The organism is Anabaenopsis sp. FSS-46 (assembly GCF_029891665.1).
Taxonomy (GTDB): Bacteria; Cyanobacteriota; Cyanobacteriia; order Cyanobacteriales; family Nostocaceae; genus Anabaenopsis; species Anabaenopsis arnoldii.
Map to the genome: position 1 here is coordinate 1 of NZ_JANQDG010000130.1, position 25095 is coordinate 25095.

A 25095-nucleotide genomic window follows, 5' to 3' on the forward strand; every position below is an offset into this window, starting at 1 on the left:
AAATTTGATTTTGTCTTGAGGATTAAGTTTGTTATGTAATAATACCTGTTGACAAAGTGCTAAACCTTGATTCCAAGCGTGTCTGGCTACTCCTGCGTGTTGCGCCAGTAGTAGTCGTTGTTGCTTGTTAACTTTGAGTTGGGTTTTGAATCCTAGTAGCATACGGTAATTTTACTGTAATTCTGTCACAAAGCGAAAAGATGACAGGAAATTTTGAGCAAATGTGATTATTTGTTAGTATTAGTTAATAAAAACGTAACTAGCTACTAAACCTGTGAGATTAACGCCAATTATCCCAGTTTTCGTTAAAAATTGAAGTATCAGGAAAAGCTGTCGGGTTGCCATTTTGCTCTAATAGACGTTTGAGAGCCTCTAATTGTGGTTCTGGACTGGGTAAATTGTTCACCAGTTGGTAAGGTGCAACTTGATTTTTTAAGGCAAAAGCCGCGGTGGTTCCCGCAGCAGCACCCGCAGACCATTCAAAGGAGTGTACCCGATAAGCAGCGGCCGCAATGTGACTAGTGGCGATACTTTTACCTCCTAGGAGCAAATTGTCGATTTTCTGGGGAATCATGGCTCTGAGAGGAATTTGGAAGGGATAAGCAGCACCAGCACCCCGCCTTTCTCCGGGAAGTTCTCTATTACCGGGCTTTTCTGGGGGGCTTTTCTCCATACAAGGATGAAAGTCTATGGCATAGTGACCAATACCTACAGAATCAGGGAAAATAGTAGAACGAGTCCGCCGTATTACCTGTTCCGGTGGCTTTTGACCTATAATTACAGAGATAGCTTCCAAACCAGCCAGTGTTGCTTGTAACCGGCGGTACATATCTACAGGCAGTGTATAACGATAATACTCATCGTTGTAGTCGCGACGAGAAATATCAGTTTCCCAAATGGTAAAACCTCCAGGTTGTCCCCAACTGGGACGGCCAATAATGCGTCGTCCTTCCCGGATATAGGGATATTTGGATAAGCCATGGGCTGTTCCCATGGGGGAATTGAACCCAGATATAAAACGGTGATTTGTGTGTTGCTGCTTGACACCTGTACCAAGTTGAGAATCTGTAGTCCCAGCAACTAACCAATAATAGTAGGCTAGTGCATTTTCTTCACCTCTGCGGAGGCTTTCGGTTCGTAGTCCCCCCATCCATCCGCCGGGTTGTAATTGTCCAGTAGCTTGCAACTGTTGGCGAGTGTAAACTAGGTTATCTTGAGGGGTTCCAGGGCGATAGTCGTTACCCCAAGTCCAATTTTGCATGGAAATGTCCCCTGGTGTGGGAGCCGAAAACCTTACACCTCCAAATCTTACAAGTTGTCCCCGCTGCTGGCTCCAAATGCGGCGATAGGTGAAAACTACGTCAAAGTTTGCCAACCGCTGTAATTCATAACTAAAATATGGGGCATACTGTGGATAGAATGGGGGCATTTCCTGGGGTTGTGGTTCCTTAGTGGCTTCCATTGCAAAGGTGTAAGTGAAGCCTTGGGTACAATAAGGATTGTTTTTGGTACTGGAGGAAGAGGGTTCGAGGTGGGAGAGGGGGTCAATACCCAAACGGTAGGGAACATCGGCCAGGGCGATCATTTCACCGGTTTCGCTAGCGTCTACGATGTACCATTTGGGAGAATTCCCTTGTGTGTTTTGGGGAACTAAGCGAATGATGTTTTTAGTAAACCGAGATGAGTTTTGGTAACGGTAAGCATCTTCAATGGTTTGAGATAAGGTGAAGGTGTTATGAGGTGGTGCGCCTGGGACTGGTTGATGTTGAATGGCGATCGCACTACTAATTAATTGTCCACCCCCGTCAACTGTAGAGGGTGTAATTTCTAAATCCTTAATTACTGTATTGGGAAACCATTCTAACTTGCCTTTCCCCTTTCTTTCGGCATCTCTGAGCATATGACTGATAATCGTGTGGGCATCACGAGGCAGAAAACAAGAGTCACTTACCCAGCAGTTCCCAGGGTTCAGTTTACCATACTTGCGTTCAATGCGATTTCGCAATTCCAAGTAGCCGCGAGAATAAAATTGGCGACTGCGTTGGGTGGGGCGTTCATCTAATGCAGATGTTCCCTGGGAAGAAATTTGACCCCCTAACCAATCAGTAATTTCTGTGAGACAAACTTTGCTTCCTGCTAGTAACCCCTCGTAAGCTGTAGCTACACCTGAGAGTCCGCCACCCACAACTAAAATGTCACAATTTACGGTTTTGTCTGGGTTTCTCGGTGGTGCGGCAAGAATGGCAGAATCAGGTGTAATAAAGTTGGATATTAAGCTGATACTGATTAATGAGGTCAAGCTGTAAGCTAATTTCTGTTGATGCTTCATAGTCAGGGTAACGTTGAACCGCTATCCCAAGTAGACGCTACCATGTAATAAATGTTCTTCACAACTTCAATAGAGACATGGAAACTTTTGATACTTGAGCAAAAAAGCCAGACTTAAATAGGACTTAAGTAAGATTGGACTAAAAACCTGGTTCTGATGTAGGGGTGATTCATGAATTACCCCTACTTTTGTTGTGTTTTGCGTAAGTCCTGATTGTATGGGGATACTCCAGCGGTAAAGACTTGTTTTGCTGCTAATTGCAAATTAGGAAAGATGGAGGATACCAATTGATCGTTGTTTTGAAACAATCGCTTTTGATACTCATCGTCTAATAATGTACAAATTGTAACAGTAGGCTGCTTGATTTTGCCAATATAGTCTCTACCACCTATACCCAAATAATCAACTATCCAATATTCCGAGACACCCAGTAAAGCGTAATCTTCGACTTTACGGGCGTAGTCATTTTGCCAATTTGTACTGACGACTTCAGCTATTAGTTTGATAGATTTACCTGATGTAATGACTGGTTCTTGTTGCCACAATGGCTCATTGATTAGTTGTGTTTGGTCTAGGACAATAACATCGGGACGAAATGCTGTATTTGTTCCTAATAGTTTAATTAAGCAGCGATGGGGGATAAAGTATGGTAAGTCCTGATGATCAATTTCTACGTTAAGTTTGCGCCCAATTAAGGATGATACCTGCTCATGGGGTCCGGTTGGTTCCACTTCGATTAATTCCCCATCAATTAGTTCGTAATTTTCTTGATCGCCGTATTCAGCAATAAATTCATCAACTGTGATTAGCTTTAGGGCTGATTTTCCCATGATGATTTTTCCTGATGATTCAATAAAGCAAGTATTCTGTGAATAAATTTCTGGAATTGTTTTTTACATATAGCTTACCTCTTAGATCAATTTTAACTTGTTTCGTCTAATTGATGCTACACGGGGAGCCGGGGGGTTAGAAACCCCCGTCTGAAAGCTAAAGTCAGATAAATCTGACACCGAAGATCATATATTGGATGGTCTTGACCGGATGCGATCGCGAAGCGCTGGTGTTAAAGGCGATCGCGTCAGTGCTGCTGTAAGCAGATCGCGAAGCGCTGGTGTTAAAGGCGATCGCGAAGTGCTGCTGTAAGGCGATCGCTCTGGGTTGATCCCGTTTGATGCTACAGGGGGAGCCGGGGGTTAGAAACCCCCGTCTCAAAGCTAAAGTCAGATAAATCTGACTAGAAGATCATATATTGGATGGTCTTGATGGGATGCGATAGCGAAGCGCTGGTGTTAAAGGCGATCGCGTCAGTGCTACTGTAATGCGATCGCCATTCCATATAGCCCCCTCCCTTTGTAAGGGGAGGGGTTGGGGGTGGGGTCAATACTACTCTAAAATTTTTATATTCTCAAAAATCTATCTTTAGATAGATGACAAGATTACCTAAATACTATCACTGAGGTTGAATAAAATAAATGTGTCATTTATTTTATTATTTCCATTTGAGTGTGGTATTATAAATTTCATCTATTTAAACTTTTGCTGTTTCTTCTTATAAGTACGCATACCGTTAAATATTCAACTAACCATCAAAGGTAAAACCCATGCAATTAATAGGACTAACTAGGGCTGTAGGCTTAACAACACTGACATTCACCCTCAGTGCTACTCCCACTTGGGGTCAAGCTAATCAAAACAGCTTCACCTGTTCCTCAAGCTCCTACCCAGGCTGTGTGGAACAAATTCCCAGCCCATTGGGGTTAACACGTGAATCAGGGAAATACCAGAAAAATAATCTAGAAATACAGTCATCTCAGAAGATGGCAAAGGAAAATAGCATAACAGGTTACGACCAATTTCAAGTTAAAAGTAACAAAAACCAGAAAATATTTCCTAGTAATTACAAATATATTACTCAGTCCTTTTTACAGGAAATAAATAATTTTGTAAGTAAGAATCCGAACAAAACACAATTTGAAACCACATCTGAGCATGAAGCAAGATTGAGCAGATTACTTAATATTTTCTCGGTAAATCTAGAAAGAAAAGGTATTAATATAAATAATACATATAATATAGAGATTGGAGAAAAGAGTTTTAATACAAGTTATAATGCTGATCAAGAATTATTAACAGTTAAGTTAACATCATTTGGACGTTTAGAACTAGAAGACAATAGAAGATCAAGGCGGTCAAAAAACAGAAGAGGTATTGATTACCTCGAAGAAATTGAGAGTTATAACTTAGACGTGTTAAATTCCACAGAAATAATTTCTAAATTTCCATCAGAAGGGCTTTCTTTTTCTCTTAAGAGGTCGGATGCAAAACAGTTATTATCTAACAAGCAATTAGGAGTTATTGTAGTATCCGAGTTTGTATTGCCTTTTGTTAATACTAAACAATCAACTATAGATAAACTAAACATTGGAAGAACTCAACGAATTTATGGGGGAAATATTGTAGAAAATTTTATTGAATCTATTGCAATTGCTCAGGAATAACTGGCAATATCTTACGCACAGCGTTATAGATCACAAGGTTATACAAGTTATATTGTTAAGGAGAAAGAATTTAATTTAAAAGCCAATGTTAAAGAAATAGTTATTTATAACAAAAAAACAAAATTAGTAAAACAAAGATGGATTACTCCTCTTAGTTCTGAAGCTTATTTCAATCGCGGTGTTGTTTACACTCGACAGCAGAAATGGGATTTAGCGCTGGCTGATTTCAACCAAGCTATTAAACTTAATCCTAATGATGCTTTAGCTTACAAAAATCGCGGTACTATTTACTATAACCAGCAAAAATGGGATTTAGCGCTGGCTGATTTCAACCAAGCTATTAAACTTAATCCTAATTATGCCGGTGCTTACACCAATCGCGGTAATGTTTACCATGACCAGCAGAAATGGGATTTAGCTGTAGCTGATTATAACAAAGCCATTGCGGTTGATCCTAATTTAGCTCAAGCTTACTACAATCGTGGTAATATTTACCTTAAATTAGGAAACATCAACAAAGCCAGGGAAGACCTCCAAAGAGCAGCGCAATTATACCTCACTCAAGGTAATACCGCCTATTATGAAGATGCAATTGAGATTTTAAACTCACTTTAGCTGCAAAGATACCTGAAAGTAAGCACTGAACAGGTTTTAGTATCCGCCCTATAATTATCGCCAGTAGAAGAAAGTCAAATCATTCAAGCTTAAACCCCGCCTAATTACCTTTCCACCTAACAAGTATCGGGTAATACGTCATTATATAATATCCCCAAGACTAAATTAACTACCAGTGGTAAACTATCATGAACGAGCCACAACCAGGGGAATTTGATGTACTACTAGGTGGTACTAGTAACGCTCCAGAAAATGCCCTGGTCTTAGGGGGAATCCAAGAGGAGCAGCAGAGATATAAGAACCCTGACCCCAAGGTGAGGATAAATGCGATATCCCAAGCCCTCAACTATGGGGATGAGGGGGTTAACTTACTTCTCCAAGCTTTAACCACAGATGAATCAACCGATGTCAAGGATGCGGCTTATAATCTCCTGTCCTCTAGAGACAATAAGTCTGTTCAGGTCATTGAGGCTTTAAAAGCTTATGAACCCTTTTTATGGCGGGAAATCATCACCCTCACCGGACATTCAGGTTACGTCACTTCAGTAGCTTTCAGCCGGGATGGTACAACCTTAGCTTCTTCTGGGATTAGGGGAACCATCCAACTGTGGGATGTCGCCACACGTCAGGAAATCGCCACTCTCACCGGACATTCAAATTGGGTTCATTCAGTAGCTTTCAGCCGGGATGGTAAAACCTTAGCTTCTGGGAGTAGCGATAAGACCATCAAACTGTGGGATGTCGCCACCCGGCGGGAAATCGTCACCCTCACCGGACATTCAAATTGGGTTCATTCAGTAGCTTTCAGCCGGGATGGTCGCACCTTAGCCTCTGGGAGTTGGGATAGAACCATCAAATTGTGGGATGTCGCCACGGGGCGGGAAATCGTCACCCTCACTGGACATTCAAGGGAGGTTTATTCAGTAGCTTTCAGCCCGGATGGTAAAACCTTAGCCTCTGGGAGTAGCGATAACACCATCAAGATTTGGCGAAGGCGTTATTAATCCACACCTATTCTCACAGAGAAGAAGTGAAGGACAGCCCCGCTGGTGGAACAGCAGGTAAACTTATATTAACGATCGCCCTTAGTGTCGCAGCCCGTCGCCTACTTTGAAGGTTATTAAATTAAATTTATCAGCAAACGCTACCGGCTGCTTATATCAAAAAACCAGAGAAAAAAAACCAATTAGTAAAGTCCATTAGTTTGGATGATTTAATGATTCCACCCACCAAGCGATCGCTCCTAGAAGCAGCACAAATCAGAGCCACAGAAAACCGCTATCAACGGGGCGAAATCACCGGAGTAGAACGGTTCCAAAAAGTCATCAATATCTGGAATGGAACCGGTGAGAGCCACTCAAGGATGAAGTAGTAGTAAACTTCAAAAGTACCGACCCATTAAACTCCTCCCCCTGATATTCCTTCGACTGCGCTCAGGGAACATATTGATCTCGGTGGGTATAACCCCACAGTTCAGGCCAAGCCAAATGTGGGTAGTTTATGCTGGAACTACTTGAAGGACTAGTGAGCGTTTATCGAGGGATTGGACTTTTCCCACCTCACTCAGAGCGCTGACAATGCGGTCTAACATTTCTCCTGCTTGTTCGCGGTGTTGATGCTCTCTTCCTCGTAAGCGAATGGCGAATTTGACTGAATCGCCTTTGCTCAACCATTGAGTTGCTTGTGCTATCCGTAAATTGTAATCGGCTAAACCCACATTGGGACGTAAGCGAACCTCTTTGACAGTGGGTCTAGCGCTCTGGGTCTGACGTTTTTTCTTTTGATACTGGAGCTTACCATAGTTGACAATCTTGGCAACCGGTACCTCTTTACTTTCCGACACCACAACCAGGTCAAGCTCTACACTTTCTGCTAGGTGTAGCGCCTCGGCGGTATCAACAAGACCACGGTTATTATTCTCATGATCAATCAAGTAGACTTGATTGGATTTAATTTGGGAGTTGATCAGTTGTTTTTTAACTACGATAATGATTTCCTCTTAATTTAATACTTGGGTTTGTGGCTTGCCTAGTCTCTGTTCTAAGACAGGTGCGCTGACTTTGCACTTAGCATCTCCATAATATCATAACCGACTGATCCACCAACCAGGTTACCCGCAATAAATTAATTTAGGGACTTGCGGGGGGGGAAGTCTTCGGTGAGAATTGAATTCTGGTATAGATTGGAGATAAGCCACCCACTGCAAAAAACTGACCCCAGAATCAGGATGGTTCTTATGAAGCGCAAAAATCAAGTTGTCCTCACTTTAGTATTGAAAAGCGCTCTTGTCTTTTCGCCCTTGCTGCTTGCTGGTATTGCTACTGGTTCCACAGCAGTGAATAGGCCTGAGGTAATATCTGCTCAGAAGTTGCAAGCACAACAGCTTACTCCAGAGCGAGTTTCCCCGGGAGTGGAACCAGGTTTGAATAACACAAATGTCTTGTGGAGTCTGTGGTTAGTGATCTTGAGTTTATTTCCTGTGTCGGTAATTGCTTTATTCTGGCTGTTGCGCCGGGTAGCAATTCGTGAGATTGTTCATAGAGCAATGGCACAGCTAGACGGGTTAGAAAATCTCCAAAACCAGCTGATTATTGTCAAGCAAGATGCGGAAAATCTGATTGGAGAATCTAAACAGAGAAATCGTGAATTGGAAACAGAACTTTTGAAGTTGCAACATAATATACAAAGACAACAAGAGAATTTAGCTAATTTAGCATCGGAAATGGTGCAGTCAAAAGATGCCATCCTAGGAGAATTAAAAACGACAATTAAAGAGATTGAAGATAATTTAGAGTCTGATTTTACAGTCAAAGTCTCTCAGTTGCAGTTAGCAGCAGAACAAACAAGAGATAGAATCATAGAAGGTTTAGAGAATCTAGAGTCTGACTTTATCCATAAACTAGAGAATTTGCAGTTAGAGGCTGAACAACAAAAGAATCTCACTCTGGAAGATTTACAAGCATCTAGGAGTGAATTTGTGGCTGAACTTTCTCAGTTGCTGTCTCAGACTCAATCAGAGAAAGATCACACTGTGGCAAATCTGATTAAAGTATATGGTGATGCTGAAAACCAAAAGAATGATATTCTAGAGAATATTAGAGAATTAGAAAGATTATTTCAAGGAGAAATATCTAACTGGCAGTCTGAGGCTCGGCAAGGAAAAGATAATATTTTTGAGAGTTTAGGAAAGTTACAGGTAGATGCGCAACAGGAAAAAGATAAAACCCTAGATAGTTTAAGGGAGTTAGAAAATTTATTTAAGGCTCAAATCGCTGTATTACAGTCTGGGGTAGAATCACATAAGGATACTCTCCTGGAAAGTCTGACGGAATTACATTCAGAATTTGCGGGTGAATTATCTGAGTTACAGTTGGAGGCTCAAAACCGCAAAGCGCTAATTGTTACGAATTTAGAAGCATCAGCAGCGGAGTTGACAGAGCAATTTTCAGATTTACAATTTCATGCTCAAGAGCAAAAGCTGTTGATTCTGGAAAAGCTGGAAAAATTAGAGAGGGATTTTGGATCTCAACTTTCTAAGTTACAGTTGGATGCTGCACATCGCCAGGAGATGATTTTACAGGAATTAATCAAGTCTGAAGAGTCACAGGTGCAGCTACAAGGTTCAGAGTCAGTTAATGATGACTTTCAACAAGCAGAAGATTTATTTACTCAAGGGAAATATACCGAGGCGATCGCAGTTTATAATCAGGTGGTGAAAAATCAGCCAGATAATTGCGTGGCTTGGTTAAAACGGGGTTTGACTTTAGGAAGATTACAACGTTACCAAGATGCTATCACTTCCTATGACAAGGCCATTGAAATTCGCCCAGATTATCACCAGGCTTGGTGCGATCGCGGTGTGGCTTTTGGTAAACTAGGACAGCATCAACAGGCTTTTACATCTTTTGACCAAGCTACTCAAGTCAAGGGTGATGATCCTGTGGCTTGGTTAAATCGTGGTCTTTCTTTGATAGAATTAGAAAGATATGAAGATGCCATGGCTAGTTTTGACCAAGCTATCAAAATTAATCCTAATTCTGCCAAGGTGTGGGATAAACGCGGTTATACTTTGGTCAGATTGGGAGAAGATGACGAAGCGATCGCCAGTTTTGACAAGGCGTTACAAATTAATCCCAACTATGGGAGTGCTTATTATAATAAAGCCGCTTGCTATGCTCTGCAAAGACAACTAAAGTTAGCATTGACAAATCTGCAAAAAGCCATTGAACTCAATCCCAGTTATAAAGAAGATGCAGGATTTGACATTGATTTTGATGAAATTGCCGATGATAAAAGCTTTAAGGAAATTATTTCTGAATAGAACCATCACTATATTCCTTTCATTTTCCATATTAAAAAATTGAAAATATTCAAAGGAAACATGGGAGGATTATAGATGAGCAAACAAACCGTTGGTATCACATCTATTGGTTATTACATTCCCCCAGGAATTTTAACCAGTAAGGAAATGTCAAAACTATCTCAGTTACCTGAGTTTATTTTCACTGACAAGATTGGGATCAAACAGAAACCAGTTGCAGGTAAAGATGAACATCCCAGTGATATGGGAATTAAAGCAGCATTAGGGGCTATAGAGCAGGCAAAAATTACAGCGTGTGAAATTGATTTGATTGCTTATTGTGCTGCGGGAGATTATGATTATAGATTTTGGTCTCCTGCTGCCAAAATTCAAGATGCACTTGGGGCAGAAAACGCTTTTGCATTTGAAGTGAAAAATTTTTGTAATAGTGGGAATTTAGGGATACATATTTGCAGAAATATGTTACTGGCAGATAATGATTTATCTTATGCATTAGTAGTCTGTAGTGATAAATTATCTATGCTGTTAGATTATTCAGATGTGAATAATTTATCAACATTTATCATGGGTGATGGTGCAGCAGCAGTGATTTTGAAAAAAGGAGAATTAAGTAATGAAATTCTCTCTTATCACGGGATCACCAATGGAAAGTTAGTAGATTGTCTCAAGGTATCCTCAGCAGGAACTAAGTTTCCGGTGGGAGGTAAACCAATTAAGGATGAACTAAATTATTTAAAGGTTGAAGACCCTAAAGAACTAGAAAGAATCTTACAGGATGTCTATTTAGAAAACTATGGTAAAGTGATTCACAGGTCTTTAGAGAAAAGCGGTTATTCAATCAAAGATGTGGACTTTTTATTAACTAATCAAGTCAAAAAAAGTTTATCTAAAGCAATTTTAGAATCTTTGAATTTAAAGGATGAGCAGACATTGATTTCTTTGCCTGAATATGGTCATCTAGGTGCTGTAGATACTATATTTGGCTTGGCAAAAACTCTAGAAGCCAATAAAATAAAGCCGGGAAATATCGTGGTGTTAGCTAGTAGTGCGGCTGGTTTTTCATGGGCAGCATTAACTGTAAGATATTAGATAAAAAAGTATTCTAACAAGAGAATAATTTGAGCAAGATAGAGATTTATCGCTAAACTAATAATATTTGGTATGACTAGCAATATTATAGTATGACTGCTGCCACAACTGTAAAAACTGAGTACGAAGCGATTATAGGTCTAGAAACCCATTGTCAACTGAGCACCAATACCAAGATTTTCTCTAATAGCTCCACTGCTTTCGGTGCTGATCCCAATACTAACATTGACCCCGTGTGTATGGGCTTACCGGGTGTTTTACCTGTACTGAATGAAAAAGTCCTGGAATATGCGGTAAAGGCGGGTTTGGCTTTGAATTGCCAAATTGCTAAGTATAGTAAATTTGACCGTAAACAGTATTTTTATCCTGATCTGCCCAAAAATTACCAAATTTCTCAATATGACCTGCCGATTGCGGAACATGGTTGGTTAGAAATCGAATTGGTAAATGCTGAGGGGGAACCGATTCGTAAACGCATTGGTGTGACTCGTTTGCACATGGAGGAAGATGCAGGAAAACTGGTACACGCGGGGAGCGATCGCCTGTCTGGTTCTAGCTATTCTCTGGTAGACTATAATCGCGCCGGTGTGCCATTAGTAGAAATTGTTTCTGAGCCTGACTTGCGTTCTGGTGAAGAAGCTGCGGAATATGCCCAAGAATTACGCCGAATTATGCGTTATCTTGGTGTGAGTGATGGCAATATGCAAGAAGGTTCTCTACGCTGTGATGTGAATATCTCTGTGCGTCCAGTGGGACAACAGAAGTTTGGCGTTAAGGTAGAAATTAAAAATATGAACTCCTTCAACGCCATTCAAAGAGCCATTGATTACGAAATTGAGCGCCAAATTGCAGCCATAGAAGCAGGGGAGCCGATTATCCAAGAAACTCGCCTATGGGAAGAAGGCGCTCAACGTACGATTAGTATGCGGGTGAAAGAAGGTTCTAGTGATTACCGCTATTTCCCCGAACCAGATTTAGCACCGATTGAGGTATCCCAGTCCCAATTAGAGGAATGGCGAGGGGAACTTCCCGAACTACCCGCCCAAAAACGTCATCGTTATGAAAGTGATTTAGGGCTTTCAGCTTATGATACAAGGGTGTTGACAGAAGACTGCACCGTGGCGGATTATTTTGAGTGCGCCATTGCATCGGGCGCTAATCCCAAAGCTGCTGCTAACTGGATTACTCAAGACATCGCCGCATACCTCAACAAGCAGAAGCTGAGTATTACGGAAATTGCTCTGACTCCCGCCAATTTAGCTGAGGTGATTAGTCGAATTGAATCTGGTAAAATCAGCAATGCCCAAGCTAAACAAAAGCTGGCGGATTTGCTGAGTGGTGTTTCCCCAGAGGAGGCTTTTGCAGGTCAAGAGTTAATCACTGATCCTAGTGTGCTAGAACCGATCATTGATGAGGCGATCGCAGCTAATCCCAAAGAACTAGAGAAGTATCGCAATGGTAACACTAAGCTGAAAGGCTTCTTTGTGGGACAGGTTTTGAAGAAAACCGACAAACGAGCTGATCCTCAACTAACTAATGAATTAGTTGAGAAAAAACTGAATTCTTAGGTCTTTACTGTTTTTTAACCTAATTCTTCATCAATTCTTTACAAAAAAACCGAAAAATAGGTTACACCCCTCACCCCTTAAAGGCTATTCTATGTATTGTAGATGAACCCTAATGATCTGGAGAGCAGCCCATGAGCTCTCCTGATTTTTTTGTTTATTCACAAGAAAATCGCAAAAAAGGCAGGGAAGCCACTTGGCTTTACCCAAACCAACATTTTTGATTGACTTTGATTAACCGGACCTGTTTTCAAGTAAATAAAGTACACACCTGAAGATTATAAATCTTGTGGGGTGGGCATCGGTGCCCGCCCTTTTGTATCTAACTCAGATGAGATACGCTGTAAATTCGTTTAAGTGCAATCTTCGCCAAAATTGGTATAAGTTATGATTCATGACTGGAATACCATAACTTAAACAATTGCATCGAAATTATCAATGGTGAACTCTACTTTCGTGACCAAATTCTATGTCAATCCTATCCAAGGGAATGATACTAATCCTGGTTCTCGGTCTAGTCCCTTTAGAACTCTCACCCGGGCTTTAAAGGCCACCAAAACACCGCTAATTATTCAGTTGACATCTGGGACTTATAGTGTTGCCAATGGTGAGGTGTTTCCCCTAGTTATTTCTGCGGGGGTGACATTAGTAGGTAACGAAGCGAAAAAAGGTGTGGGGATTGTGATTTCCGGGGGTGGTGAGTATGAAAGTTCTAGTTTTGGTAGACAAAATATCACATTACTGTTGCAAGATAATGCCAGTCTCTTGGGTGTGACTGTGATTAACCCTATGTCTAAAGGGACTGGGGTCTGGATTTCATCGTCAGCAAAAAATGTGGCTAACAATACCTTAAGTAACTGTGGTAGGGAAGGTATATTTGTCACTGATACTGCTAAACCGGCCATTGTAGATAATGTCTTTAGGCAAAATGCTGCTAGTGGCTTGATGATGGCGCGTCATAGTAAGGGTGAAGTGCGGCGGAATGTCTTTGAGCAAAACCCCTTGGGTATTGCCATCAGTGACTATGCCGCTCCATTAATAGCAAATAACATCATATCAGATAACCGTCTAGCGATCGCCCTGTCTCGCCACGCTAGACCTGTACTACGTCACAATCGAATTAGACAAAATACCCAGGGGGGGATGTTAGTTAATGGTAACGCCATTCCTGATTTAGGCAATAACCAAGACCCAGCTGGGAATATTTTTGAGTATAACGGTCAATTCGATTTACACAATACCACACCAGAAACACTGGTTTCAGCAGGTAATAAATTAAATCCTACCCAAGTTAAGGGTAGGGTAGATTTTATAGCTGTCCTCCAAGAGCATCCTCAAAGCCTCTCAGCCAGCAGTATTTTTCCTGACTTAGTTGGACATTGGTCAGCAGCTTTTGTGGAAGCATTGGCGAGGATGGGTGTCATTAGCGGCTTTCCCGATGGTACTTTTGCCCCGGATAGCGCCATGACTCGCGCTCAGTATGCAGCCATGATTGCCAAAAGTTTCCAGTTACCAACAAGAAATATTAATAGTAAATTTACGGATGTAAATCCCAGTTTTTGGGCAGCATCAGCGATTTACCGAAGCGCCGAAATGGGTTTTATTAGTGGGTTTCCTGATGGAACCTTTAGAGGCGGACAAAATTTGACCAGAGTACAGGCTATAGTATCTATAGTTAGTGGTTTAAAACTCACAGGGGGTCATCCCCAGGTATTGAACCTGTACCGCGATCGCGCTCAAATCCCTACTTATGCCATTAATGCCGTAGCAGTGGCTACCCAAGCATTGCTGGTGGTGAACTATCCCCAAGCAGAAGAATTAGAACCTATGCGAGATATAACTCGTGGCGAAGTGGCAGCATTAATTTATCAAGGGTTAGTAGCCAGCGGTCAGGAAAAGGCCATCCCTTCACCCTATATTGTCAGCCCCGATATTGATCTCCCCAGCTTTACAGACATCATGGGACATTGGGCAGAACCATTTATTCGGGGATTAGCCAGGATGAATTTAACTAGTGGTTTTGCTGATGGTAGCTACCAGCCAGATAAACCCATGACCCGTGCCCAATATGCCGCTTTAGTAGCCACTGCCTTTAAGCCCACACCCAAACGCCCCGCACCTGAGTTTACAGACGTATTGCCAGATTTTTGGGCTGATCAAGCCTTGCAAATTGCCGCTAGGGGTGGCTTTGTCAGTGGATTTAGAGATGGCACTTTCCGCCCCGGGCAAAATGTGCAAAGGTTACAGGTAATTGTCTCCCTAGTGAATGGACTGACTCTACCAAGGGCTGACGATAATACTTTACTCACTTATACTGATGATCATACAATTCCCGATTATGCGCGTCAAGCAGTGAGGACTGCCACACAGCATAGAATTGTTGTCAACTACCCTGACCCCAAACAACTTGTACCCCAGAGGGAAGCAACACGTGGGGAGGTGGCCGCAATGGTCTATCAGGCATTAGTTGCAATCCAGCGAACCTCAACTATTAATTCACCCTATATTGTTTAGAGAGTAAGGAGTTGAACAAGTAAAATGAAAAACACAATGTATGATGATCAGCCTGGAAACTCTCGGGAAAGAATGCTATACCAAAAAACACCATAGGCTATGAAGGATGGCTAGACAATTTATACCCCTATTCTGAACCCAATAGCGCCATGTTAAGCACAGAGTCAGAAATCTCTGCCGAATTGGCAGCCGCTCTATTAACCCATTACAGTTTTGATCTCAGTGGATATACTGCCAGGGAGCTGATTAACCGTTGGCAAACCCAATATCCACTCAACTGGCTGCACTTGGCAGTGATTGAGGCGCTATATCAAGGTCGCTATAAAGCCATCTCAGTGCAACAAATATTACTATTTTGGCAACGCCGCGGTCAGGTGATTTATCATTTCAATATGGAATTTGAACGCCTGATTTGTAGCAAATTTCCCGAAAGCTTAACTCAACAGGCTACACCAGTTCTACCTGCTATTAACAAACCAATTCGCCATGGATCAGCATCTACTGATAAACCAGTGACAACTAATTGCTTACCAGATGATCTGAAAAATGGCTATAGGCAAAGTCACACCACCACCCAACAAGGGATCAACTCACAAGAAGAGGAGAAAAACAGGACATTAGTATCTACCGGTGTGAACCTTGCTGTGTCTGGTAGTGATTCCAGGCTGAACTTACCAAGGTATCATGAGAGAAATTCCCCATTACCCAAACCTCACCAGCAGACAAAGCTGATAGCATCATCTGCTAATCATCCACCCATTGGACAATTTACTCCAGCAACCGGCAATTACTCTGATTCATTTACATCAAAACTAAAAGCGATGTCGGACGAAAAGAGATAACCGTCTATAGCTTAGGAATGACTCTATACTTACTATTAATAAAAATTCTTACCTGCTTTTAGTCAAAGACTGGTCACCTCACCCGGACTGTTTGGGGGTGAGGTAAGTGTATTTCACAAGACAGGTGATGCTTTCGCACAAATCATTTTAATGGTTCCATTATAGTTCTTAAACCCAAACTTTTGAGGACATTAAGGATTTCATCGGCATTATTGCGATCGCTAAACACTCCCACTTGCATCACTCTGCGACCTTGCCGGACAGTAGGAAATGCTTCTGGTACTAAGTTTAGCACTAGATCTCGTTCCTGATTATTTGTGATATTAACTACAACGCGGTAGCGTAAACCCGGCGGCTCTTCAGTAGATGCGATGCTCTGAGTGGGAGGAGTACTGGGATTGGGAATTGGTAACAGAGGTGATTCCCCAAAGGGAGGTGCTTGACCTGGAGGTGGCGACTGGGGGGCTACAAATTCCACAATATTAGGATCAATCTGGAGATAATTCCTCTGTGATTGATTAGCTTGGTTTGGCTGACTGGGAGCAGAAAAGATAATTTCTTCATTGGTAGGGATTGTCTGGGTGGGAGGATTGGCGAGGGTAGGCCGCTGAGGGTTTTGACCTATGGGTGCTGTTCGAGCTTGAAAGTCTACGTTACCAATAATGCGATTTGGGAACAGGTTATTACCAACTGCAGGAATCCTCTGGTTACTCCCACTTGCATTAATATCATAGCCCATATTATTGCGAAATTGGTTTCCACCTACTTCAGTCATAGTACCTAGGTTTGGCATTGCAGGGGTGAGAACCACTAAACCATCTTCCCTACTACCTTGAATTAAATTCTGCCGTAAAATCGGCCGAGCATTACCTTGTACTATGATGCCATAGCGATTGTTTTGAATTTGATTACTGCCCAATATAGGCGCAGCATTGTCAGTAATATTGATGCCAAATCCTGTTTCCTCAAAAACATTTTCCCGCACTTGCGCCTGGGAATTACCGCCAATGGTCATACCATTCGCCCCATTACGATGAACGTAATTCTGCCTAATTGTAGGGGAACTGTTACCACTGATAGAGATCCCATCCTGAGTATTGCGGGTAAATGTATTGTTTGTGATCACAGGATTGCTGGACTCAACCCACAAACCATAACCACGGGGCTGGGGATTTGTGACCGTTACCCCACTTAACTCAGCCTTGTCTGCACCGACGATAGTGACGTTTTGACCGCCAAAGCTGCGACTAAGGAATGTCCCACCACCTCTAATTGTAATTCCCTGTCCTTTGCTGGGACTATCTCCTTGAATCACAACACCCGGTTTGAGCTTGAGGGGAAAAACCTCCCCAGTCTCAGCAGTATAATTACCGGGGAAGAGGATAATCATTGTATTGGGAGTCGCTACTTGCAAGGCGTGGGTAATAGTTTGGAAAGGAGCGCTCTGAGTACCATTACCCGAAGTGTTATTTCCCAGACGGGGGTTGACAAATAACATTTTCACTTCAGTCCTTGTGCTTTCACCCTGGGAGGTCTGAGGTATTTGAGCCGAAACTCTACCGGAACCGACACCCAGTACAGTTATAGTTATTACTCCTAAGCCTAGGGTGAAAGATAAGATGGAAGAAACCAAAAACCAGACTAATTCCTGGGAAGAATTTGATTTATCAAGGTTGCGAGTTAGCTGTAATTGCAGGAGCTTTGCTTGAGAATATTGAGAATACATAATTGGGATAAATCCACTTTCGATAAATGCTAATAATATAAGACTTATGCAGATGGAATCATATCTTAACTGGGGGGGGAAAGTGCAATCCTCACAATCTGGTAAAGAGCCGCCCTGAATGCCAGCAAAAAATATAATTTTTTATGACAGGTGTCTAAGTCCTATAATAAAGTTTTTATCCCCTGAGAATCAAGAATGTCAACCATTGGTATTATGCGATCGCTCACAGTCATCAACCTGGTAATTGTGAGAATCAATACTAGAAGTAAGCATGAACACTTTGATTTCGGCGATTGTCTTAGCCGCCACACATTTATTTGCAGGTAAACTAAGATTTCTCAAATATACACCACGTAGTCGCTGCATTTTGTGGTTAACGATCATGGTTTGCGTCAACATCACAAAAGAATCTATGACAAAATTGGTCGTTGGCTGTTGTCAATAGCGATAATTGTGGGTTGGTTTCTGGGCTCAGGTACGGAAATTAATCAGGCTATTGTTGCGGTTTTATTTGCGTTTTTAGCTGGTGGTATTGTCCTCAATGTTCTGAAGGAAGAACTACCAGAAGAGAGAGAAAGCTGTTTTTGGGCATTTGCTTGTGGTACATTGATCTGTGCAATAGCTGTTGGGGATTGGACTTGATGCAAATGATTGATTGACTTTGCCCAAATAAATTACACAACAAAAGTTACTATACCTGCTGATAAATAATTCTCTGTGTGTTATGCAGGTGAATTGCTGAATATATGCTTTTTGTTCAGTTTAAGATATATGATAATATCGTTCTTAAATCTTTGCTGTTTCATCTATCTAGCAACTAATGTATGTATAAAATTATATTAAATTCGTACTTATTTTTGATATTACCGTACTAGAAATTTTTGATCAAAATGTCTCAAAGTTTTGATATTACCCCACTTAATGCAAGTAATAATAGGGTTGTTCTTATGGTGGAGCCAAACAGCCAAAAAGCGCAAATACAGCCAGCTGTTTACCGGATTTTAGATGCTAATCTAGACCGATCCCGGGAAGGATTGCGAATTATAGAAGAATGGTGTCGCTTTGGGTTAAATAACGCGCAATTAGTTGGGGAATGCAAGTACCTGCGTCAAGAATTGGCTCATTGGCATACTGCGGAACTGCGGGCGGCGCGAGATACACCCGGTGATCCGGGTACGGAATTGACCCATCCGCAGGAAGAACAACGATCTACCATTGGGGCGCTATTACAAGCAAACTTTTGTCGTGTCCAAGAAGCAATGCGGGTGCTCGAAGAATACGGTAAGCTTTACCGTCCCGATATGGGGAGAGCTTTGAAGCAGATGCGTTATCGTGTTTATACTCTAGAAACTAGTTTAATGGGCTACCAGCGTCATCAACTACTGTGGCGATCACACTTATATCTAGTGACTGCTCCCGCAGAAAATTTACTCCCACAGGTGGAAGCTGCTCTCAAGGCTGGATTAAGCCTTGTGCAATACCGGGAGAAAACTGCTGATGATTATATACGTGTGGAACGGGCGACAAGATTAAGGGAATTATGTCATTCCTACGGTGCTTTATTTATCGTTAATGACAGAGTGGATCTAGCTTTGGCTGTGGATGCAGATGGTGTACATTTGGGACAACAAGATATGCCTATTGCCATGGCTAGACAATTACTAGGACACCAACGTTTAATAGGGCGTTCTACTACCAATCCTGAAGAAATGCAAAAGGCAATTGCTGAAGGTGCAGATTATATTGGTGTGGGTCCAGTTTATGAAACCCCCACGAAAGCAAATAAGCCAGCAGCAGGCTTACAATATGTTACCTATGCCGCCCAACATAGCTCAATTCCTTGGTTTGCCATTGGGGGTATAGATACAAATAATATCAACGATGTGATCGCAGCGGGGGCGGAACGTGTAGCGGTGGTACGAGCTATCATCCAAGCGGAACAGCCGACCCTAGTAACACAATATTTGATTTCCCAGCTTCATCACATCCAACCATAACCAGTTGATAAATCAGCACTTTAAGATGTCTAATCAGATTACACTCTGGGTAAATGGCGAAACCCGTAGTTGCTCCTCCCAAACCCTGTTACCAGATTTACTGCAACAGTTCGGTTTTAATCCCCGTTTAGTAGCGGTGGAATATAATGGTGAAATTTTACACCGTCAATTTTGGCCAGAAACACAAATGCAGCCAGGCGATCGCTTAGAAATAGTCACCATTGTAGGTGGTGGTTAATTCAACACACCATTAGGGATAGGTTCAGATAGGTACAGCGAACGGTAAAGGGTTTTGCGTCTGGCTAATTGTTTACCTTTGCGACCGAGTTTTTCACGTAAATGCTGGTCGTTACACAATCGTTTGAAAGCCTGAAAAACTTCGTATCCAGATTTGGGATTCACGAGAATCCCATTTTCCTCATGGCGAACTATATCAATCACCGAGCCTAAACGAGAAGCAATCACAGGCTTACCGAAATAATTTGCTTCTAAGTAAACAATACCAAAACCCTGTATACATTCCTTGGGATCTAAGGAACTGAGCATCGCAAACAGATCACAAGCTGCATAATAACCAGCTAATTGGTCATCGGGTATATGTCCGGTCAAGTGTACTCGCTTGTCTACTCGCAAGCGCTGGGCTAATTTTTTTAATGCGGGTTCACATGGCCCTTGTCCGCAAAGTATATAGTAAACATCAAGTCCAATTGTGAGTAGCAGTGGTAAGTTTTCAATCACACGATCAAAGCTTTTTTCCTTGACTAACCTTCCTACCGAAAGAATTACTATTGCTGTTTCGGGAATATTGTACGCTTCCCGCACCCGTTGACGTAAATCATCAAAATTAGCTTGATTCTTTTCAATACCAAATTTTTCTGGTCTGACTATAGGTTGAATGACATGGGTGGGAGTGGTTAAGCGGAAAGTTTTGTGGAGATAATCTTGGGTGACGTAACTGTTACAAACAATTCCCTCGGCGCGTTTCAGGGTCAATTTTAAGAGCGATCGCCATATGGGATTATTTAAACTCTCAAGAATATCGCTACCATGGAGATACATAAAAAAGCGTATGGGTAGGATATAGCTCAATAGCAATAATGCTGTAAAATCGTAGCCGTGACCCCATTCAATATAACGGTAATGATAACGAAAATAGAGTTTTATGGCTAACACAAATGAGCATACTAAATCGATAGTAGGTTGTAATAGACTTCCCAGAAAATTACCCAACCAGTATCGACAATTGAACCAGCGATATACAGGAAATTCTTGAGCCGCATCAAATACTTGATCGCCAGAACAAGCAGATGTGAGAACAACTACTCTTTCTGGGTCTTGAACACAGCGATTATAGAGATATTCCCCAATCACTGCTTTTTTTGGCAGAAATAGATGGGATATTACTAATATATCATGATTTGCCCTTTCCTGTCTAATTTTTGTTCGGAGTTGTGAGATATGTTCCATGCTAATTTTTGATCAGTTGAATTTAAAAGATATGTAAGCCTTAATACTAGAATTTATTTCAATGTTTATATGGATTTAAATTCTAGTAATTGAACTGACTAACTTGGTAAGTATTGACTATGTTGTAGCTCAAGCCAAGAAGTTAACTACATAGAAAACAAAATAGTTTATAACGGAATTAAAACCTGAAATTAGAGTGATTTCGCCATTTACAGCATCTTTTTACAACGTCTTAAATCCTCAAATTCCCCTCATAGATGCTATATATACTAACTAGTGAGTGCAGAGCTTCGTGATCATTTAAGCGAGAAATGGGCTATTTTTTTATTTTAGCTAATAGCTATCATTGACAAAACAGGGATTTGTACTTTTTTTACCAGGTTTTTTCGCACTCTGAATTAATCCCGTAACAGTTGATTTATGTATAGAGCCTTTTTCAGGCTCATGAAGTACACACCAATTCCCTATTCCCTGTTCCCTCAAACTAAAAAAAAGTTTTACCTCACGAGCATGGGAAATGCTATAGATATTTACCTCTGTTTAGGATATAGAAAATTTAAATTTTTTATCCTTGATTGAGGGAATAGATTACACATCTCTCAGCTATATTTTATAACATTCAACATGGTAGATTTATGTGAAGTTTTTGTAAATTATTTTAGTGCTACATAAATTTTACCAATTTGATAATTTAAATGCCAAACAACTCCCCATAAATCGTGATTATTAGCCGATTTCATGACTAAAAAAATGCTAATAAAAACCTATTCAATATTATCGTTATTAATAGCATATCCTAAATAAAGTTCTATGTCATGCCAAAATGCCCAACAAATATGATTTACTGGTAGTATATATCATCAATTTTACGAAACTACCGGAAAATTATCCTGTTTTTCTGATGATGCTCAAGTTGTTAATCCGCGGGCTACATAGTTAATAGTAATATAAGTAAAAGTGATACATTACCGAGCTATTCTTAATAGCGAGTATATCTGTCATATCTGGCGTGGCGTAGCCATACCCTTAGAGGATGTTTTAAAAGGTATGATTAGTGTATCAACTATTGTTTGACCCCACCCCCTTCCTTACAAGGGTAGGTTTTTAATATGATCTGTGAAGGCAAGACTACCGAAGACAAGGAAGGAAAGTGGACAAGGAAGATTTTATACGGACAATGGTCTTTTAATGGGCTATTTTTCTTACTAAGAATACAGACTTTGTACTGTTTTTCTCCGGTGGTCACCTTGTCCACCTTGTCCACCAAGTCTTGTCCTTTTAAGGGTAGGGGACTGGATTTTATTGTTTTTTGTGTGTTCCCCAGCCGTTCCCAACCCTTCGGTGTGTTCCCTAATATAAAAATTACCTGTTTAATACTTTCCAAACATCCTCTTACTGATGATTATGACTGGTCTGACATCATATAAATTGTCCGTATCCTTCATGTACGGTTATCTACCACAGAAATCCCTCCTGGGCTGACTGTCCAATCCGGATAGGACGCGGTAAATTAGATATATATCAAAAAAGTGAATGTTAAAAAGAGCTAGTGTCAATCAACAACTCACTAGTTCAAGTAAGTAAAAGATTTTTGAGAACCTAGAAAGCAATCATAACTAATACAATTTCTAAGCGCCTGTGTTATGGCTAACAAACTAAAACAAACCATCAAACCCTTGTTAAAGGTTTTCTTTCTTTTCAGCCTAGTGTTAACTTTAGCACTTAGCCATGGTGATAATGCATTAGCAGCCCGCAGCGGTGGTCGCATCGGTGGCGGCTCATTTAGAGCGCCTTCTAGCCGCACCTACACACCGCGTACTTATGCGCCTCCTGGTGGTGGAGGATACTATCCCGGTGGTGGTTTCGGCTTTCCCTTCTTGATTCCCTTTTGGGGAATCGGCGGTGGGTTTGGCGGTCTATTTACCATCTTAATTTTCTTGGCGATCGCGAATTTCTTGATGCAAACCTTCCGCCGTGTGAGCGGTGGTGAAGGGGAAGACGTAGAATATAGCAGCAATCCTGCTGTTTCTGTAACTCGGTTACAAGTTGGTTTATTAGCGCAAGCGCGTGGTTTGCAAACCGAACTTGACCAGATAGCCGAATCTGCTGATACTAACTCCCCAGAAGGGAGAGCAGAAGTATTGCAAGAAGTCAGTTTAGCCTTACTGCGTCATCCAGAATATTGGGTCTACGCAGGTGGGGGTACGCAGCAAGTTAAATTAAATGCGGCTGAAAGTCAGTTTAACCGTTTATCATTAGCCGAACGCAGCAAGTTTAGTGAAGAAACTCTCTCTAACGTTAACAACCAGCTGAAAGCAGCTTTGAAAAAAGAGGCTTTACCCCCTGCTGACCAAATCAGTGAAGCACCAGGGGAATACCTAATTGTTACCCTACTAGCGGCGACATTAGGGAAGTTGGAAATCCCAGAGGTCAACAGTGCTGATGATTTGCGTCAAGTTTTGCGGCGAATTGGTGGAATTCCAGGTGATCAACTTTTAGCTATTGAGGTGCTTTGGACTCCTCAAGCTGAAGGGGATACCCTGACTTCTGATGATATTTTGGCGGAGTATCCTGATTTAAACCTAGTCTAAAGGTCTTCTTCGCCAATCATTCCATTGAGCCGGTAGATACAGTCATTTTATCTACCGGCTTGATTTTTAGGGCTGATATAGCATTTCCCATGCTCGTGAGGTAAACAGTTTTTTAGTTTTAGGGAACAGGGAACAGGGAATAAGTAATAAGTAATAAGTAATAAATTGGTGTGTACTTCATTAGATACACCAAAATGCTTTATACTTCTTAAAAGTTCAGAGTTTAAGACTTGTATAAAGCCACAAAAAAAAGACAGTTAAAATTCTCTAGCTAAAATAGCGATAGTTGTTCAGATATTTCTTTAGCTTTGAGTTTATTTCCCTGGATTAAACTAAAAAGATAAGTACCAATTTCTTTTGCAAGCAATACCGGAACTGCATTACCAATTTGTTTATATTTAGAACTTATCGAACCAGAGAAGATCCAATCATCGGGAAAAGTTTGAATTTTTGCCGACTCGCGTACAGTTAAAGAACGCAACTCTACGGGATGACACATATCAGTAGCTTTTTGATGTGGACTTGTGGTTATTGTCGGAGAAGGTTTATCCCAGGATAATCTTCTATAAAAACCGACTTTTCCACCTCCCGAATCATAAGCACCCCCCATGGCCTCTTTTTTTAATTCCTCTGGTAAATGTCTCCAGTTTTGTCCTGCTTCTAATAATCTTAAATATTTTAAGCGATTTTCTGAATAACTTATAAACTCTGACTCTCTATCAACTAAACCTGTTAAAGCATCTCTTAGAGTCCGCCATTTAGGTAGATGTTGACCACCTTGGCAATATTTGGGAAGAGGAAATGTAGCAGTCTCACCATCTCTAGAACCAATAAATACTACACGCTCTCTATTTTGTGGAACGCCATAATCTGCTGCTTCTAAGAGATTATAAACTACCTTATATCCTAGTTCTTTCATTTCTGATAGTACCACCCTTAATGCAGATCCTGGCATTTCATCATCTGCTAAAGGGGGATGATTTTTACCCCGTTCATTAATTGGTCTGTGACGAATAGGTGCTGAAAGTAACCCTCTGACATTTTCCATCAAGAAAAAACGGGGTTGAACTTCTTTAACAATACGAATAAATTCCATAAATAAACTACCGCGAGGGTCCATCACTGAACCTCTTTTTCCGGCGGTACTAAATGGCTGACAGGGTGGACCACCTGTTACTAAATCTACTTCTCCCACTTGTAAAGCACGACCTAATTTTAAAAATCTTCCTCCTTCCTCAAGTAGTCTTTGGGAACTGACTTTTTCTATTTCCCTAGGAACAGCACTTTCTTTAAGATCAGGTCTGTTAAGAAGAATTGTTTTTGCAGCATCATGGTCTTTTTCTACTACAGTCACTGTATGAAATCCGGCTGCTTCCATACCTAAATCCAGACCAAATGCACCTGTAAATAGGGAAATAGAAATCCCTTGATCCTGTATCATGAGAAGGACTACCACACAGAGTAAATATTCTTGCAGTACAATTATACTACTTGTGGCTAAAATATTTCTAACTTTTGTATGAGCCGAGGATACCGCCATC

General features: G+C 41.2%; 20 protein-coding genes and 2 pseudogenes. 13 read left to right on the plus strand and 9 right to left on the minus strand.

Annotated features, from left to right (window positions below; translation table 11 throughout):
* The 4 genes from NWP21_RS15650 to NWP21_RS15665 form a co-directional block, all read right to left on the minus strand.
* On the minus strand, positions 1 to 162 hold a 162-nt coding region (locus NWP21_RS15650; protein ID WP_271730781.1), incomplete at its 3' end, for a helix-turn-helix domain-containing protein.
* Between the two features lie 118 nt (positions 163 to 280).
* On the minus strand, positions 281 to 2329 hold the full coding sequence (locus NWP21_RS15655; RefSeq protein ID WP_280793368.1) for an FAD-dependent oxidoreductase: 2049 nt from the start codon (positions 2327 to 2329) through the stop codon (positions 281 to 283).
* Between the two features lie 182 nt (positions 2330 to 2511).
* Positions 2512 to 3159, minus strand: a complete 648-nt coding sequence (locus tag NWP21_RS15660; protein WP_280793369.1) for a Uma2 family endonuclease — start codon at positions 3157 to 3159, stop codon at positions 2512 to 2514.
* Between the two features lie 163 nt (positions 3160 to 3322).
* The gene (locus tag NWP21_RS15665) at positions 3323 to 3541 is read right to left on the minus strand and encodes a hypothetical protein (RefSeq protein WP_280793370.1); all 219 of its coding nucleotides are present in this window, start codon (positions 3539 to 3541) and stop codon (positions 3323 to 3325) included.
* Between the two features lie 389 nt (positions 3542 to 3930).
* Between NWP21_RS15665 and NWP21_RS15670 the strand changes: the two genes are divergently transcribed.
* The 4 genes and pseudogenes from NWP21_RS15670 to NWP21_RS15685 all read left to right on the plus strand — a co-directional run.
* Positions 3931 to 4827, plus strand: a complete 897-nt coding sequence (locus NWP21_RS15670; protein ID WP_280793371.1) for a hypothetical protein — start codon at positions 3931 to 3933, stop codon at positions 4825 to 4827.
* 1115 nt (positions 4828 to 5942) lie between these two features.
* Positions 5943 to 6446 (plus strand): annotated as a pseudogene (locus tag NWP21_RS15675) (WD40 repeat domain-containing protein); the annotation flags it as partial.
* Positions 6428 to 6556, plus strand: a complete 129-nt coding sequence (locus NWP21_RS15680) for a hypothetical protein (RefSeq protein WP_271733461.1) — start codon at positions 6428 to 6430, stop codon at positions 6554 to 6556. The pseudogene NWP21_RS15675 and the gene NWP21_RS15680, both read left to right, overlap by 19 nt.
* A gap of 81 nt (positions 6557 to 6637) precedes the next feature.
* Positions 6638 to 6849 (plus strand): annotated as a pseudogene (locus NWP21_RS15685) (hypothetical protein); the annotation flags it as partial.
* A 91-nt stretch (positions 6850 to 6940) separates the two neighbouring features.
* On the opposite strand, the gene infC reads toward NWP21_RS15685, so the two are convergent.
* Complete coding sequence (gene infC, locus NWP21_RS15690; protein ID WP_342393879.1) at positions 6941 to 7435, minus strand: translation initiation factor IF-3; 495 nt, start codon at positions 7433 to 7435, stop codon at positions 6941 to 6943.
* 243 nt (positions 7436 to 7678) lie between these two features.
* Here infC and NWP21_RS15695 point away from each other — a divergent pair, with 243 nt between their 5' ends.
* The 5 genes from NWP21_RS15695 (at position 7679) to NWP21_RS15715 (ending at position 15773) form a co-directional block, all read left to right on the plus strand.
* Complete coding sequence (locus NWP21_RS15695; RefSeq protein ID WP_280793372.1) at positions 7679 to 9763, plus strand: tetratricopeptide repeat protein; 2085 nt, start codon at positions 7679 to 7681, stop codon at positions 9761 to 9763.
* A gap of 75 nt (positions 9764 to 9838) precedes the next feature.
* Positions 9839 to 10852, plus strand: coding sequence for a 3-oxoacyl-[acyl-carrier-protein] synthase III C-terminal domain-containing protein (locus tag NWP21_RS15700; RefSeq protein ID WP_280793373.1), 1014 nt, complete (start codon positions 9839 to 9841; stop codon positions 10850 to 10852).
* A 92-nt stretch (positions 10853 to 10944) separates the two neighbouring features.
* Positions 10945 to 12420 (plus strand): Asp-tRNA(Asn)/Glu-tRNA(Gln) amidotransferase subunit GatB, encoded by a 1476-nt coding sequence (gatB, locus tag NWP21_RS15705; protein WP_280793374.1) that lies wholly within the window; start codon positions 10945 to 10947, stop codon positions 12418 to 12420.
* Between the two features lie 435 nt (positions 12421 to 12855).
* Entirely contained in the window at positions 12856 to 14931 is a 2076-nt protein-coding gene (locus tag NWP21_RS15710; RefSeq protein WP_280793375.1) for an S-layer homology domain-containing protein, read from the plus strand.
* Positions 14932 to 15080: 149 nt separating this feature from the next.
* Positions 15081 to 15773: a hypothetical protein gene (locus NWP21_RS15715; protein ID WP_280793376.1), complete on the plus strand. Its 693-nt coding sequence runs from the start codon at positions 15081 to 15083 to the stop codon at positions 15771 to 15773.
* Positions 15774 to 15915: 142 nt separating this feature from the next.
* Here the strand turns inward: NWP21_RS15715 and NWP21_RS15720 are convergent, their stop codons facing one another.
* Positions 15916 to 17499 carry a DUF1565 domain-containing protein gene (locus NWP21_RS15720; RefSeq protein WP_280793377.1) on the minus strand — a complete coding sequence of 528 codons (1584 nt, stop codon included), beginning with the start codon at positions 17497 to 17499 and terminating at the stop codon, positions 15916 to 15918.
* 198 nt (positions 17500 to 17697) lie between these two features.
* Entirely contained in the window at positions 17698 to 17865 is a 168-nt protein-coding gene (locus NWP21_RS15725) for a hypothetical protein (RefSeq protein ID WP_280793378.1), read from the minus strand.
* A 3-nt stretch (positions 17866 to 17868) separates the two neighbouring features.
* On the opposite strand from NWP21_RS15725, the gene NWP21_RS15730 reads away from it, so the two are divergent.
* The 3 genes from NWP21_RS15730 (at position 17869) to thiS (ending at position 19734) form a co-directional block, all read left to right on the plus strand.
* A complete protein-coding gene (locus tag NWP21_RS15730; RefSeq protein ID WP_280793379.1) occupies positions 17869 to 18141 on the plus strand; it encodes a hypothetical protein in 273 nt (90 codons plus the stop codon).
* Between the two features lie 248 nt (positions 18142 to 18389).
* Entirely contained in the window at positions 18390 to 19496 is a 1107-nt protein-coding gene (locus NWP21_RS15735; protein WP_280793380.1) for a thiamine phosphate synthase, read from the plus strand.
* A gap of 25 nt (positions 19497 to 19521) precedes the next feature.
* Complete coding sequence (thiS, locus tag NWP21_RS15740; RefSeq protein WP_280793381.1) at positions 19522 to 19734, plus strand: sulfur carrier protein ThiS; 213 nt, start codon at positions 19522 to 19524, stop codon at positions 19732 to 19734.
* Here thiS and NWP21_RS15745 read toward each other — a convergent pair.
* A complete protein-coding gene (locus tag NWP21_RS15745) occupies positions 19731 to 20963 on the minus strand; it encodes a glycosyltransferase family 4 protein (RefSeq protein ID WP_280793383.1) in 1233 nt (410 codons plus the stop codon). The genes thiS and NWP21_RS15745 overlap by 4 nt on opposite strands.
* Positions 20964 to 22606: 1643 nt before the next feature.
* Here NWP21_RS15745 and NWP21_RS15750 point away from each other — a divergent pair.
* A complete protein-coding gene (locus NWP21_RS15750; RefSeq protein ID WP_280793384.1) occupies positions 22607 to 23554 on the plus strand; it encodes a DUF1517 domain-containing protein in 948 nt (315 codons plus the stop codon).
* A gap of 271 nt (positions 23555 to 23825) precedes the next feature.
* Here the strand turns inward: NWP21_RS15750 and NWP21_RS15755 are convergent, their stop codons facing one another.
* Positions 23826 to 24995 carry a DNA cytosine methyltransferase gene (locus NWP21_RS15755; protein ID WP_280793397.1) on the minus strand — a complete coding sequence of 390 codons (1170 nt, stop codon included), beginning with the start codon at positions 24993 to 24995 and terminating at the stop codon, positions 23826 to 23828.
* Between the last annotated feature and the right edge of the window lie 100 nt (positions 24996 to 25095).

Excerpts from the sequence above, each read along its gene's own strand:
- NWP21_RS15655 (WP_280793368.1), bottom strand. The coding sequence starts at position 2,329 with ATGAAGCATCAACAGAAATTAGCTTACAGCTTGACCTCATTAATCAGT.
- NWP21_RS15660 (WP_280793369.1), bottom strand. The coding sequence starts at position 3,159 with ATGGGAAAATCAGCCCTAAAGCTAATCACAGTTGATGAATTTATTGCT.
- NWP21_RS15670 (WP_280793371.1), top strand. The coding sequence starts at position 3,931 with ATGCAATTAATAGGACTAACTAGGGCTGTAGGCTTAACAACACTGACA.
- NWP21_RS15695 (WP_280793372.1), top strand. The coding sequence starts at position 7,679 with ATGAAGCGCAAAAATCAAGTTGTCCTCACTTTAGTATTGAAAAGCGCT.
- NWP21_RS15700 (WP_280793373.1), top strand. The coding sequence starts at position 9,839 with ATGAGCAAACAAACCGTTGGTATCACATCTATTGGTTATTACATTCCC.
- gatB (WP_280793374.1), top strand. The coding sequence starts at position 10,945 with ATGACTGCTGCCACAACTGTAAAAACTGAGTACGAAGCGATTATAGGT.
- NWP21_RS15710 (WP_280793375.1), top strand. The coding sequence starts at position 12,856 with ATGGTGAACTCTACTTTCGTGACCAAATTCTATGTCAATCCTATCCAA.
- NWP21_RS15715 (WP_280793376.1), top strand. The coding sequence starts at position 15,081 with ATGTTAAGCACAGAGTCAGAAATCTCTGCCGAATTGGCAGCCGCTCTA.
- NWP21_RS15720 (WP_280793377.1), bottom strand. The coding sequence starts at position 17,499 with ATGTATTCTCAATATTCTCAAGCAAAGCTCCTGCAATTACAGCTAACT.
- NWP21_RS15725 (WP_280793378.1), bottom strand. The coding sequence starts at position 17,865 with ATGCAGCGACTACGTGGTGTATATTTGAGAAATCTTAGTTTACCTGCA.
- NWP21_RS15735 (WP_280793380.1), top strand. The coding sequence starts at position 18,390 with ATGTCTCAAAGTTTTGATATTACCCCACTTAATGCAAGTAATAATAGG.
- thiS (WP_280793381.1), top strand. The coding sequence starts at position 19,522 with ATGTCTAATCAGATTACACTCTGGGTAAATGGCGAAACCCGTAGTTGC.
- NWP21_RS15745 (WP_280793383.1), bottom strand. The coding sequence starts at position 20,963 with ATGGAACATATCTCACAACTCCGAACAAAAATTAGACAGGAAAGGGCA.
- NWP21_RS15750 (WP_280793384.1), top strand. The coding sequence starts at position 22,607 with ATGGCTAACAAACTAAAACAAACCATCAAACCCTTGTTAAAGGTTTTC.
- NWP21_RS15755 (WP_280793397.1), bottom strand. The coding sequence starts at position 24,995 with ATGATACAGGATCAAGGGATTTCTATTTCCCTATTTACAGGTGCATTT.